The sequence below is a fragment of the Desulforhopalus glucosivorans genome, assembly GCF_054397165.1.
Window position 1 is genome coordinate 4,421,812 of record NZ_AP044854.1, and the last position, 13,434, is coordinate 4,435,245.

The 13,434-nt window shown below is 43.0% G+C and carries 13 protein-coding genes; 7 read left to right on the top strand and 6 right to left on the bottom strand.

Going from position 1 to position 13,434, the window contains the following annotated elements:
* Positions 1 to 341: 341 nt before the first annotated feature.
* A complete protein-coding gene (gene aroD / locus ACX6CI_RS18870) occupies positions 342 to 1,112 on the bottom strand; it encodes a type I 3-dehydroquinate dehydratase (protein ID WP_458775212.1) in 771 nt (256 codons plus the stop codon).
* A 222-nt stretch (positions 1,113 to 1,334) separates the two neighbouring features.
* Between aroD and ACX6CI_RS18875 the strand changes: the two genes are divergently transcribed.
* Positions 1,335 to 1,811 (top strand): cyclic nucleotide-binding domain-containing protein, encoded by a 477-nt coding sequence (locus ACX6CI_RS18875; RefSeq protein ID WP_458775213.1) that lies wholly within the window; start codon positions 1,335 to 1,337, stop codon positions 1,809 to 1,811.
* Between the two features lie 345 nt (positions 1,812 to 2,156).
* On the opposite strand, the gene ACX6CI_RS18880 is transcribed toward ACX6CI_RS18875, so the two are convergent.
* Both ACX6CI_RS18880 and ACX6CI_RS18885 read right to left on the bottom strand, forming a co-directional pair.
* Positions 2,157 to 3,233 carry an AI-2E family transporter gene (locus ACX6CI_RS18880; protein WP_458775214.1) on the bottom strand — a complete coding sequence of 359 codons (1,077 nt, stop codon included), beginning with the start codon at positions 3,231 to 3,233 and terminating at the stop codon, positions 2,157 to 2,159.
* 477 nt (positions 3,234 to 3,710) lie between these two features.
* On the bottom strand, positions 3,711 to 4,235 hold the full coding sequence (locus ACX6CI_RS18885; protein ID WP_458775215.1) for a hypothetical protein: 525 nt from the start codon (positions 4,233 to 4,235) through the stop codon (positions 3,711 to 3,713).
* 344 nt (positions 4,236 to 4,579) lie between these two features.
* On the opposite strand from ACX6CI_RS18885, the gene ACX6CI_RS18890 reads away from it, so the two are divergent.
* The 4 genes from ACX6CI_RS18890 (at position 4,580) to glgC (ending at position 8,169) form a co-directional block, all read left to right on the top strand.
* The gene (locus ACX6CI_RS18890; protein ID WP_458775216.1) at positions 4,580 to 5,146 is read left to right on the top strand and encodes a flavodoxin family protein; all 567 of its coding nucleotides are present in this window, start codon (positions 4,580 to 4,582) and stop codon (positions 5,144 to 5,146) included.
* Between the two features lie 204 nt (positions 5,147 to 5,350).
* Positions 5,351 to 5,626 (top strand): Lrp/AsnC family transcriptional regulator, encoded by a 276-nt coding sequence (locus tag ACX6CI_RS18895; protein WP_458775217.1) that lies wholly within the window; start codon positions 5,351 to 5,353, stop codon positions 5,624 to 5,626.
* Positions 5,627 to 5,629: 3 nt separating this feature from the next.
* Complete coding sequence (locus ACX6CI_RS18900) at positions 5,630 to 6,829, top strand: MalY/PatB family protein (protein WP_458775218.1); 1,200 nt, start codon at positions 5,630 to 5,632, stop codon at positions 6,827 to 6,829.
* Between the two features lie 119 nt (positions 6,830 to 6,948).
* On the top strand, positions 6,949 to 8,169 hold the full coding sequence (gene glgC / locus ACX6CI_RS18905; protein ID WP_458775219.1) for a glucose-1-phosphate adenylyltransferase: 1,221 nt from the start codon (positions 6,949 to 6,951) through the stop codon (positions 8,167 to 8,169).
* Between the two features lie 42 nt (positions 8,170 to 8,211).
* Here glgC and ACX6CI_RS18910 read toward each other — a convergent pair whose 3' ends face one another.
* Positions 8,212 to 8,658, bottom strand: a complete 447-nt coding sequence (locus tag ACX6CI_RS18910; RefSeq protein ID WP_458775220.1) for a group II truncated hemoglobin — start codon at positions 8,656 to 8,658, stop codon at positions 8,212 to 8,214.
* Positions 8,659 to 8,899: 241 nt separating this feature from the next.
* The gene (locus ACX6CI_RS18915) at positions 8,900 to 10,096 is read right to left on the bottom strand and encodes an FprA family A-type flavoprotein (protein WP_458775221.1); all 1,197 of its coding nucleotides are present in this window, start codon (positions 10,094 to 10,096) and stop codon (positions 8,900 to 8,902) included.
* 356 nt (positions 10,097 to 10,452) lie between these two features.
* Here ACX6CI_RS18915 and ACX6CI_RS18920 point away from each other — a divergent pair, with 356 nt between their 5' ends.
* Positions 10,453 to 11,271 (top strand): rhodanese-like domain-containing protein, encoded by an 819-nt coding sequence (locus ACX6CI_RS18920; RefSeq protein WP_458775222.1) that lies wholly within the window; start codon positions 10,453 to 10,455, stop codon positions 11,269 to 11,271.
* 58 nt (positions 11,272 to 11,329) lie between these two features.
* Here ACX6CI_RS18920 and ACX6CI_RS18925 read toward each other — a convergent pair whose 3' ends face one another.
* A complete protein-coding gene (locus ACX6CI_RS18925; RefSeq protein ID WP_458775223.1) occupies positions 11,330 to 11,872 on the bottom strand; it encodes a hypothetical protein in 543 nt (180 codons plus the stop codon).
* Between the two features lie 363 nt (positions 11,873 to 12,235).
* On the opposite strand from ACX6CI_RS18925, the gene ACX6CI_RS18930 reads away from it, so the two are divergent.
* Positions 12,236 to 13,414, top strand: coding sequence for an ABC transporter substrate-binding protein (locus ACX6CI_RS18930; RefSeq protein ID WP_458775224.1), 1,179 nt, complete (start codon positions 12,236 to 12,238; stop codon positions 13,412 to 13,414).
* Positions 13,415 to 13,434: the final 20 nt, after the last annotated feature.

Here is a 13,434-nt window from a genome sequence, read left to right on the forward strand (position 1 = left end):
TTAGCTCGTGTAACCGCTTTATAGTGAATCCTTCTTGCCCTGAAAGCCCTTAGTGCCTTACTCCTGAAAGCCTGTCATAAAAAGCAAGAAACTCAGGAGTTACATTTAAAATCGTAAGCTTAGTCTTACCACCAGATAGTGAACGTAGTGAGACCTTCGAGGCACTTATCCCGTTCATCGGGGTTAGATATTACAAAACCGGAAGGAAGCGGTATTAAAACGAGGTTTCCCCCGCACCTTTTCTGCATTGTTCGAAATCAATAGTACCTTAGACTGTATCACCCTTCTTTGACCTGGATCAAATTATAAATTTCTTTTTGTCTTTTCCTCTTTTATCTTTTTTATTTGTACAAGAGAGACATACCCGCTCGCAGCCCATCTATTGAATGCTGACCTGGAGCTGAACTTTCTCTGCCCGCAGCAAAAGTAACATCGGAACCAAAGAGCCCTCCCGCCAACCTGCTCACGCCACCTTCGAGTCCCATAGATATGGTTATCATGGGTACATGGATATTGCCGATCCTGGAACTGTTCGTGGCGCTCAGTAAGGTCAACACATCAGTATAACAGTTTGGCATAACTGCAATTTTTACTATATCAGCCCCTCTTTCCTGGGCTCTGTAGAGTACCTCACAGATAGTGGACTCAGGGGGAGTCTCAGTAAAATTGTGGTGGGAGAGTATAAGTTTAACATCTGCTCTCTTAGCCTCTTGAATAATCGTATCAAGAAACAGATCGTCGTTATCCAGTTCAACATCAATCATATCAACCAAACCTGTCGCCATAGCACCCACGACCAGACTCAGTCTCTTTTTTTGAGACAGAGTTTGTACTCCTCCTTCCCTTTCACTTCTGCAGGTGAAAATAAGAGGGATATCCCCTATAACCCTACGCAGCTGCGTTAAGGCCTGCAGACAAAGATCCTGATCTCCATAACCTGCATAACTATCCACCCGCCACTCAAGAATATCGGGACGACACTGAACAAGTTCGGTCGCCTCGCTTAACAAACCTTCAAGCTCTGGTGAAACCAGCGGTAAACATATACATGGCTTCTCTCCACCAATCACAACTCCCCGTATCTCTATCTTTGTTTTGCTCTGTTGCCTCATCCCACTACCTTTCCATATTTTTTCTTAACATCATGTTTAAACACTCAGTGATTTCCTCTTAAACACAGATTCCTCTATTACACTACTAAGACAAAGTTGACTTTACGAGCAAAACTGCCATATGCTTGTACTAGGCAAAGAGAAGTGACTGTTTTTTATAAGTGACTGTCTTTAATTCTTAGAAGATAACCACTACACCCAGTAGATAATGGAGGCCCTCCCATGGCAACAATTTCTTCGATAATTCGACAAAATATTCGGCAACTTGAGCTATTCACCAATTTACTGGATGATGAAATTGATATCTTAGTCAAACATGCGAAAATTCATTCCCTTATGGAGGACGAAGTCCTGTTCAATGAAGGGGATGATGGTGATTTTTTCGCAATTGTGATTGATGGAGAAATTCAGGTAAAAAAACAGACTGAAAAAGAAAAGCCCATAACCATCGCAACACTCACAAACGGTGCTACACTTGGGGAAATGTCACTTATTGACCATGACACAAGGTCAGCTTCAGCGGTTGCCGCAAAGCCATCAACGGTATTTATTCTTTCTAGACAGAGCTTTGATAGCCTGGTCGACCAATCTCCAAGATGTGGCGTTAAACTCATTCGTAAAATTGCAACTATCCTTTGTGCTACTATACGGAGAACATCAGATATGTTTGCAGATTCTATAGAGCAACCTAACGCGTGAATTCTAGCATGGTATTTCATCTTCGGTTTGTATAGGTGTTGGCTTCCACTGGAATGTCGTACAAATACCGTAACACGTGAATCAGCTCAAGATATTAAAGAGTCAGGCAGGACTGTCGCATTCCCTTAATATCTCAAAAGAATATGAAGAACATTTCAATAGTATATCACTTCGAGCTGAAAGATAAGGCAGTTATGACTTTTCTGATACAGCTCGACGGTGAAATACTGCTATTATTACAGGTTCATGAGAGTGCTTTGCCTGAGTGAATATTACTTCATTACCATAGATGTCCCAAGTGCCAGCTTCCTTTCAACAAGCCAACAAGCCATCTTTACCCGTAGATCAACTCTTATCCACCCCGGCCTCACTCTTTCTTTTTATATACAGGGCGACCTCCCTGTTGGAAGCAAGTAGTAAGGCAATCCACCGATTTGATTCACTATTGGCCAGACCTATCTTAACCGCCATGGTAAGAGGAACAGAGAGCAGCATTCCAACCGGCCCTAGAACCCAGCCCCAAAAACTAAGGGATAGAAATACAACAAGCACCGACAGTCCAACCCCCCGACCCATAACTTTGGGCTCGAGAATCGAACCTATACCAATGTTAATGACCAAAAAACCGAGTGCAGTCAACAAAGCCTGTCCAAATCCAAACTGTATCAGGGCCAGGAGAATTGGAGGAATAGCGGCTATTATAGAACCGATATTGGGTATAAAGTTGAGTAGAAAGGCCAGCAATGCCCAGAGAATAGGAAAATCAATTCCCAGAGAGCGCACCAGAACATACACTATTACCGCTGTGAAAAAGCTGGTTAACGTCTTAATTCCAAGATAGCGATTAACCCCCTCTCCTATTGCTGCATAATCAACACCAGGTGACTTCGAGCCCCAATGTATCGCTTTAATTTTATCTGAAATACCGGTCGCCTCTAAGAGGAGAAAAACAAAGGTAAGCAGGATAAGAAAGGCGTTGGTCAAAATTCCTCCAAGACCATTGAGAGTACCCGCCACCAACATCATTAACTTGCCAGGGTTAAACAATTCCTCAAGACTGGATGTGTCTATGGTTACTCCATGGGTGGCAAACCACCCCCAGAGTTCCCGGGTTATCCCGGTAAGCCTCTCCTGATAGACCGGTACGTTTGTAGAAAAATCACTCAGAGACGTACCCACAAGAATCACGACTCCTGTCCAGACACCAACAACGAATACTAGTATCAACAACAGTCCTAACATCTCCGGCACTCCTTTATTTTTCAAAAAGAAAAATAGTGGAGCACAGATAATTGAGAGAAATATTGCCAATATAAAAGGGACGATAAGAGAACTTGCCGCCTTAATTCCAGCGATAATGATGATAAAGGCAGCAACCTTCACTATGGCACTATTGCTCATTGGTACTTTTGTATCCATCATTATTGCCTCAGGTCATTATTTATGATTGGTAGAGACGCCCCCGCCCCCACCTCTCTTCCCATTCAATAGGTCTGAAGTAATTTCTTCAGCCTTTAGGTAGCTGAAATAATTTTAAAAATACAATAAAAGTCCCAGGATTTACCTAAGGTACCTTATAATAGCTGATAGTTACAAAGAAATATTCCACTTTTACAAACCTCACAAGCATTTTGACCCTTCTTAGTTACGAGTTAAGAATACGATATCAGACATAGGTGACAAGGAATCTTGCTCCTACCTTGAAAAAGGCTACTCACAAAGGCTTGTAAGAATATTAAGGCAGATCATGAGGTAGACAGTTCCCCGTCCCTTGAACACCAGGGGCCACTGTCTAAGGACGATGAAACGGGGGGAAGAAAACATCTGCAGTACTCTACATTTTTATGCAAAAACCAACTGACGCATCTACATATTTATAGGGACAATCATACTATCAGATCAGACATTCTCGTTGGCGACTTCCTGCCGATTACGATTTAAGCCTTGAAAAATAGAAAGCAGGAGTGATTCATTAAGTTTGGCCTCAAGCTGCGCCTCATATTCATCTGCGTCACTTAACCCTGCCCCAGTTATAGACTGTGAACTGTTCTCATGTTCCTGTATCTCAACCCTTTCCCACTTATAGCTGGAATTTTCCGGTGTAAAATCATCACCCTTATGTCGATCAAACCACTGGTCAGTTTCATCATGGGTCCCTAAATGGGTGACAAAGAGATGGCTGTCATTCATAACCGTGACCAGCCTGTAGCCTGCGCCCATATCATACTTCACACAATTTTTAAGGCGCTGCTCCCCTTTTCTGGTTCGCTTGGTTGCCACCTTTTTATGGTGCAATCCAAACTCTCTCATGTCACTTAAAAGTTGCCTGCACTTGAGCATTACACAATTCACGTAATTACTACTGTCAGTGATTTTGTCCAGCTGTCGTTCCAAAGAACAAGATATATGTAAGTAAAAGACCATTGTATCTTTCCTGGTGATGGATGAACATTCTTGTTAGTACCTTACTCAGGAAAACCTACCATAAAGAATAAGGCTTTTAATTTGCCCAATTGGATAATTGGATAATTGGATAACACAAGATTGCATTAGCCTCTGTTACTCATAATTTTAAATAAAACAAACCTCTTCGTCAAATACGTTATTCCTATGCATCGACCACGAGTAATTGGCTCTTTCAATGTGTTATTCCTCAGGAAGTAATTGACAAACTGGAGGAGAACCAGATAATACACATCCAACAAGATCACAAATTCTCCCCCCGATCAACGGGAGGTGAAATCGGAAACATCTTAAAGGAGAACACCTTGAAAGCACTAATATTACATGGCGGAGCGAGAAAAAAAGGAAATACCGCAACTGCTGCAGGTATAGTGGAAACAGAACTCAGCTCCATGGGGCATGAGGTTGAATCCATCTTTCTATTCGAGCAAGATATCAAGGCATGCCTTGCATGCGGTAAATGTAAACAAAAGCCTGAAAGTGTGTCCTGTGTACAAAAAGATGATGCCAGCATTATTCTTGAAAAACTAACAAAAGCGGATCTGGTACTCTTTACATCTCCCCTCTATTTCTGGGGACTCGCAGGACCACTGAAAACCTTTATCGACCGCACCTTCTCACTCTATATTGACTACCACAAACCAACCCACGCGTCTCTGGTAGATGGGCAACGGCAGGCACTGCTTGTAACCGGTGGCGGTCCATATGATAATAATGCAGAACCTGTATTTACCGCCTTTAGCAGACTGCAAAACCCTCATAAGGCAATAAAAGCAGGGGAACTCTTTATCGGAAAATGCACAACGCCTGACAAACTTGTAGAAGAGCATACTGAAAAGATAAAACAATTTGCGAGTAATCTTGTTGCTTAGAACTGTTCAATGTCAAAGGCCCGTAGTCATACCGATATGGGCCTTTAATCGATACTTCGTCCTGCAGTTTGTCCTCATGTTCTATCAATCCAAGGGATTCCATCTCCCCTTACCCAACACTTAGATTGCGTAACAATTGATAATCAGGTTAATGTCCTCTTAAGAAGATTTTTATTTTACTCATCCAAATTTCTCGGAGAAAATATGGTCACCTCAATTGTTCTTATCAACACAGAAAGAGCCCAAATAAACGAAGTCGCTGAACAACTGGCTGCAATGCAAGAAATATCTGAAGTCTACTCCGTAAGCGGTAAGTATGATCTTATAGTCATTGCTAGAGTAAAAACTAACGATGACCTTGCAAGTCTTGTCACAAACAAACTTCTCGCCATTGAGGCCATTACAAAATCAGAAACCATGCTTGCCTTCAAAGCCTTTTCAAAACACGACCTTGAAGCAATGTTTAATATTGGAATGTAAGAAATGACCATACAGCACTACGATTTTGATGAGATAATAGACCGACAGGGAACCAATGCCATGGCAGTTGAAGGGTTTCGGGACTATTTATTTAAAGGACAGGAGAACTTGCAATTCCCAGTCCCTGATGACGAACTCATCCCTATGTGGGTGGCGGATATGGGTTTTGCAACGCCCCCTGAAATCATTACAGCCATAGAAGAGCGATTGGATAAACGAATCTTTGGTTATACCAAAATATTTGATACAGACTATTTCAAGACCTTTTCCAATTGGACAAATTCCCGCTATGGATGGAGTCCCCAGGCAGAACATCTGCTCACATCTCCAGGTATCATCCCGGCGCTTTTTGAACTCATTGAATATATATGCAAACCTGATGAAAAGATCATCATCTTCACTCCATCCTATGCTTTTTTTAAACATGCCGCCGACTACAACAATGTTGAGCTTGTCACATCTGAATTAGTTGAGAGGAATGGCAGGTATTCCATTAATTTTGATGAGTTTAAAGAGAAGTGTGCTGACCCTAAAGTCACCCTTTGCATATTTTGCCACCCCCATAATCCAACCGGACGAGTATGGACAAGTAAAGAGTTACAGAAGGTTGGAGATATCTGCATAAGTAACGATGTGACAGTAATCTCAGATGAGATTCACTGCGACATCCAGAGAAAAGGTGTAGGTCATACGCCTTTTGCCAAACTGTTTCCAAAATCAGAACAAATCATCACCTGCATGGCCCCGAGTAAGACCTTCAACCTCGCCGGCTTTCTCTTTGCAAACATTGTCATTCCAAATAAAATTGTCCGAAAAAAATGGCATGCAAGACACCACATCTTTGATAACCCTCTGAGCATTGCAGCAGCGCAAGCCGCCTACAAGAGCGGGGAAAACTGGCTCGGCCAGCTCACAGATTATCTGGACGAAAACTTTAGGTTCACTCAAGATTTCCTGAAACAGCGACTACCTAAGGCACAATTTTCCATCCCTGATGCAACCTACTTTGCCTGGATCAATGTCGAGGCCTACCTTGCTGGGGAAGAAAACCTGACCCGCTATTTTGCAGAACAGGCCGGAGTTCTTTTGGAAGGTGGTAATATGTTTGTGGCTAATGCGGACAACTGTATTCGTCTCAATCTTGGTTGCCCCAGATCCCAACTGGAAAGAGCCCTTACTCAAATAGCTCAGTGCTGTACTTAAAGTGTGATAGAATATAAGGTTAGAGGTGTATCACAATCAAATGGTTGTTTAACTCGTACTATTATCAGGGAATTGGGCACAATTAAATTTGTTGATATTTTATATATAATCAAACTGTTATGCAAAAGAACACGCTGACGTTTATATTGGCAGGAGGCATGGGCTCCCGGTTATTCCCACTCACCTCCAAAAGAGCAAAACCAGCGGTACCTTTTGGTGGAAAATACAGGATTATTGATTTTACTCTTGCAAACTGCCTCCACTCGGGCTTACGCAGAATCCTGGTTTTAACCCAATATAAATCTCACTCCCTGAATAAACATCTCAGGGACGGCTGGTCAATTTACAACCCAGAATTAGGAGACTATGTGACCCCGGTTCCTGCCCAGATGAATCGTGGCGATCACTGGTATCAGGGCACTGCAGATGCAATTTACCAAAATCTTAATCTGCTTGAGCGCAGCGATGCTGAATACACATTAATCCTCTCGGGGGATCATATTTACCGGATGGATTACGAGGCATTGCTGCAATCCCATAAAGAGCAAGAGGCCGATGTAACAATTGCCTGTATGGATGTTGCTGTGAAAGATGCCTGCGGCTTCGGTATTATTGTCGCCGATCAGGATATGCAGATTGTTGAATATGAAGAAAAGCCAGAACACCCCACCCCTTTTTACAATGACCCACTACGGTGCCTGGCCTCCATGGGTCTATATGTCTTTTCCACAGAATTACTACAGAAGGTACTGATTGCTGACCAGAAAAATCATAATTCAAACCATGATTTCGGCCACGATATTTTACCCCAACTTATCAATGATTACACTGTTAAAGCCTATAAATTCGGCAGTGAAAAGGGGCGGGTCACTCCCGATCGCTACTGGCGGGATGTGGGTACCATAGATGCCTATTACCAGTCAAACATGGACCTGCTAAAACCGGTTCCTCCACTGAATCTGTATCAGAAGGACTGGCCAATTCGTACATATCAGCCCCAGTCTCCTCCGGCTCGAACAGTTGCTGGAATCTCCGGGACTGAAGCGGTCTTTGTTAATTCAATTCTCACAAATGGTGTGGAGATTTCAGGCGGAAAGGTCAAAGATTCGATCCTTTTTCATCATGTTTATATCGATGATAAGGCTACCATAAACAAATCAATACTTTTTGATGGGGTTCATGTGGGAGCTGGGGCTAAATTGCAAAACTGCATCATTGATAAATATGTACAGATCCCAGCTATGGAAGAGATTGGTTATAACCTTCAACAGGACCGGCAACGCTTTACTGTCTCAGATGGTGGTATCGTTGTGGTGCCTGAAGGGTATGTCTTTGGGTAGGTGTCCATTGCTGGAACCTATCTTTTTCTAAAAATTGTACAATTATTCTTCAATCCGGTTCAAGACATTCGTCTGCTGCAGCAACTGTTGTTGACACCAGTTGTAAATTTTCTCAGCTGGAACCCGAAAGCGCTGTGCAAGCTCCTGCTTTAAATCCTCTTCGATATCCTGTTGTTCTATAGCCTGGTCCATGCATGCAAGCCACATATCCCGCTCAGCTTCATTGATGTCTAAAAGAGCATGGAGGCCGGTTAAATTGAGAGAACCATGCTTTTCCTTATACAGTGGAGGGCCACCGAGCCAGCCACAGAGAAAAAGAGTAAAATTTTCACAGGTCGCTTCTATATTAACCGGATGCATTTCCCTTATTTTACGCGCCTCTGGCAGACTGCTCATTATTTCATAGAAACAATCCGCAATCGTTCTCACTCCCGCGCGCCCACCCAATCTTTCAAAGGTGGAGGTATCATGTGTCGCCTCTTCTTCCATCTCTTTTCCATGTATGTTTTTGATTTATTGCTCAATCCTTTATGCTCGTACAAGGTTTTATATAAGTAGACTACATATAGTTACAATCATGAACATGTCACCCCTAAGAATTACCATGTACAGGCCTGGATAGACGAAAAGGATTGGCACATAATATATGCCCATTCGGGTAAGAGAAAACGCTACCTGTATAGAACATTCCATTCAAGTAGCGTTTTGTGTTACTTTTTGGAATTACAGGCTAAGCGACAATAGCCTCCTGTTCTTCCATGGCTGCTGCAATCTTATGCCCATATTCACGACACTGCTGTAACTGATCTTCATCAGGCACAAAAACAATACGCATACCGTCATCGATCCGCTTAATTTTCAGTTTATCAAAGGTATCGCAAATCTGCCGAACCGATTCCCCGCCCCAGCCATGGGAACCAAAGGCAGCCCCTATCTTGTTACGTGGCTTCAGGCCCGTAATATGCTGGAGAAATGCAGCCATACTTGGAATGACACCGTTATTGATGGTCGGGCTGCCAAGCACTAGAGTTGAAGAGGTGAGCAGTTTCTCCATGATATGGGCTCGGTGAGTGTCTTTAAGGCAGCAGAGTGTTGCTTTAACACCTTTTTCTTCCAGTCCCTCAAAGATTGCCTTTGCCATTAATTCGGTGGACTTCCACTTGGTGTCATACACCACGAGAGCCTCGTTTTTGCTTTCCTGACGACTCCAACTTTCATAGGCTTCAATGATCTTTGTCTGGTTCGTCCGCCAGATAAGTCCATGATCCGCGGCAATCATGTTAAGATTAAGCTCCATACCATCAACTTTTGTCAGCAGTTTTTTGATAAGCGGCGAGAGGAGATTGAGGTTATTAGCATAGAAAAATCTGGCGCCCTTCATGACAAAGTCGAGATCACACTCATCATCAAAACGTTCATTGGTAGCAAGATGCTGACCAAAGGCATCATTGGAAAAAAGAATGCCGTCTTCTTTGAGATAGGAAAACATAGAATCTGGCCAGTGGAGCATACGTGTGGTGATAAAATGTACAGTCCGCGCTCCCAGGCTAATCTCATCACCGCTCTTTACTACTTCATACGGCCAGTCTTCCCTGTGGAAGTGAGCAATCAGCGCCTTTTTCCCTGCGGAAGTACAAAACAGTTTCTCAGGTTGTACAATCTTCATGATATCCGGCATGCTACTGGAATGATCAGGCTCCACATGGTTAACAATCATGTAATCAATTTTTTCGGGATCAATAATTTTCCTGATATTTTCCCACAGCTGGTCCTGGTGTGAGTGTTTAACACCATCCACCAGGGTCACCTTATCATCGATTATGAGGTATGCATTGTAACTGGTTCCCGTATAACCACTTGATGCTGGAATATCCCAATCCACTGCACCTACCCAGTACACTCCTTCTGCAAGCTTTATATCACTCATTATTTTTCCTTTCATGAATTTGGGTTTGAAAATTTCAGCCGAAACTTCTTTCATAACCTTTACTTTTAGATCTGATTCTCATTCCTATTTTCGCTATGTACAGTGTTGACGAATCCATTGCAATGGTAATTTTTATTTTCGCCGTTTCTATCTGTTTTTGCTTCATTTTTGCATCACAAGGATGCACATATGCACCATTTGAATAGCAATATATTTTCCTGTATTACTTTGATGCCCATCAAACCTAAAAATAATTTCAACATCCTATGTGGCATAAAACTTGGGAGAGATTCTCAAAACTATTTTCAATTTGAGATCAAGCCGTACTAACCCAAGTTTTATATGAAGGAATAATTATGGAAAAAGAATACCAGGACCTCACCGCAGCAGAAGTTAAAGAGTTTATGCGCACCACAGGTGAGGACAAATACCAGCTCATTGATGTGCGGCTTGAAGAAGAGTACACAGATGAACACCTTCCCGGGGCCATATTGATCCCCGTGGGAGAAATTGAAGACCGGGTGGAAGAGATAGATGCGGACAGGGATATTATCTTTTACTGCTTTTCAGGAAAACGTTCTGTTGCTGCCTCTGTTTTTGTTGGTACACACCCGAATTTCAACGGAAAGATATACAACATGCTAGGCGGTATTCTCACCTGGGATAAAAACACCATACCGGATATGCCCAACGTAAAGGCCTTCGGAGTTTCCGGTACTAAGGACGAGCTACTCTACCAGGCCATGAACCTTGAAAAAGGTGCACACAGGTTTTACGAAATGGTCCTTGAAGAATTCCCGGATGCGCCGTTTACCCCAGTCATGGAAATGCTGGTCAATGCCGAGGAGGTCCATGCAAAAATGATTTATAATTACTGGGCTGACACCCAGGATACTCCCCCCACCTTTGAGCAGGTATACGCCTCGCTTTCAGGTGATATTCTTGAAGGAGGTCTTGAGCTTGACACTTTGACCTCAAAATTAAAGATGAATGGAACCAAATGTCAGGGCGTTATCGAAATGGCAATGGCAATTGAGTTTTCTGCCTACGACCTCTATCGCAATATGGCCCATCTGAATAAAAATACTCCCATGGCAGAACCCTTTCTTGTACTGTGCCAATCGGAAAAAGGGCATATGAAAATTGCGGCCGAAGCGCTTTCTGCCTGCAACTAACCTCTCCTTTGTAGGCTCATAGCATTAGTTTATTTTACTCCGCTATGGGCCTCATTCTTCATTTATCCCGCCAGTCATCCCCGTGTATTTCGCTGTTTATGTAATCAAGAAGAAACATACGCTTATCCTTTTTAAAGAGTGACAGATCCGCTACAAACTGCTCGTACGTTGCGGTTTCCTCCACAAGATCAGCTGTTGCTCTATCAAGTTCTTCCTGCACGTACTCACGGTCATCATCGTCTTTACACTTTGAGAACTGTTTTTTAAGGCTTTTCACTTCTGCTTTGGCCTCTACTACCTGCTCCTTGGAGTTTTTAATCTCATACTTAAGCTCTGCTTCCCGCTCCGCCATATCTTCTTTAAGGCTGCGAACAAAATCAGCGATGTCATCTTTTTCAAGATATCCAACACTCAACATGTATTTTTTATAAACCTGTACCGCCCTTGATACGGAAACAGGTTTCCCCACAGGTGGTATCATTTCAGGGGTCATAAGGGAAAAAACCGCTTCTTCCATAGCATCCCCCTCCACCTCACCCTTTTTCAATAACGTGCTGGTAATTTTACTTAACAGGCCTTTTTTGCCTCGTAACTGCACCACACTTCTCTCCTCATTCAAACAATATTGAGCAATAGCTTTAAAATCATTGGTTATAAATAAAACAGTTGTCTTTTATAGCTCTTAACCAATTTTGGCCTACTTAAAAACAGATCATTTCAGCTTGCAGAATTTCATATTTTCATCGTACAATAGCATTTCAGTAGTGAGTCAATACACAACAATCTACCCCCGATGAACGGGATAAGTGCCTTGGAAGTAATTTTAAGTTTGCAATGTTAACAGGTTCTCCAGTTTTCTCGGAGTCTACGCTACCTGTTTTTTTATGACAGCTTTTCCGGAGTAAGGCACTAACGCTATGACAGTAGTCATTTTAAATTAATTTCGCATCTTTGGAGTTTCACAATGTCAATACGCCGTACAACTGTTGCCCTCTCATTATCTGCCTTGCTCTTCTTTACAAGCATGGCAACCAGCGCCATGTCAACCGAGACCATTGCCATAGGCCTTGACCTGCCACTTTCAGGTGCCTTAAAAGATCTTGGTCTTGATAGTCTTGCTGGGGCCAAATTACTTGAAGATCAAATAAATGATAAAGGCGGTCTCCTGGTTGGAGGAAAAAGGTACCCCATAGAATTCATTACCGTTGACAACAAATCTAACATAGAACAATCGGTCAGTGGAGCCCTTAAACTCATCAGCCGTGATAAGGTGCTTGGGGTGGTAGGGCCTAATGCCAGCTCCAACGCCATCCCTGTTGGCGGCATCTGCTCCTCATTTAAAGCTCCCATGGTGACTCCTACCTCCACCAATCCGGCCACCACACTGAATCGCCCTTTTGTTTTTCGAGCCTGTTTCCTTGATGACTTCCAAGGGGAGGCAATGGCAAGATTTGCCATAAAACAATTTAACGCCGAAAAAGCAGCTGTCCTGTTTGATCAGGATAACGCCTACCCAAAGGGACTTGCAAAGTTCTTTAAACAAGCTTTTGAACAGGAGCAAGGGGATACATCCGTCGTTGCTTATCTCAGCTATGAATCAGATTCAAGCGATCTCACTACTCAGATATCCACCCTGAAAGAGTCGAAAGCGGAGGTTCTTTTTCTTCCCCAGTATGCCCATGAACTACCAGGAATACTCAAACAAATTCGAGATGCTGGCTGGGACAAGCCTGTTCTTGGTGGTGATGCCTGGGAATCTTCCGAGCTGATGGGTAATTGTGGAGATCTGTGTAAGGGTCTTTTCTTCAGCTCCCACTTCAGTCCCTACGGTGCTGAAGGTGTAGCTCTTTCTTTTGTTCAGGAGTATGAGAAAAAAACAGGCAACCTTCCTTCAGCATTTGCAGCTCTTGGTTATGATGCAACCAACCTCCTCCTCACTGCAATTTCAAAGCTTGAGACGCTTGACGGCAGCCTCTTTGCTCTTCGCGCCGAAATACAACAACAGCTTTCCACTATCACCGGCTTTGAAGGAGTCTCCGGTACCTTGAACATGAACCCCAGTGGAAATCCCGCCAAAAGTGCTGTGATCATTCGTATTAGTGATGATGGAAAATTTGAAGCCTATGCTTCCGAAAAACCATAAATGTGGTATGGTATCCTCCA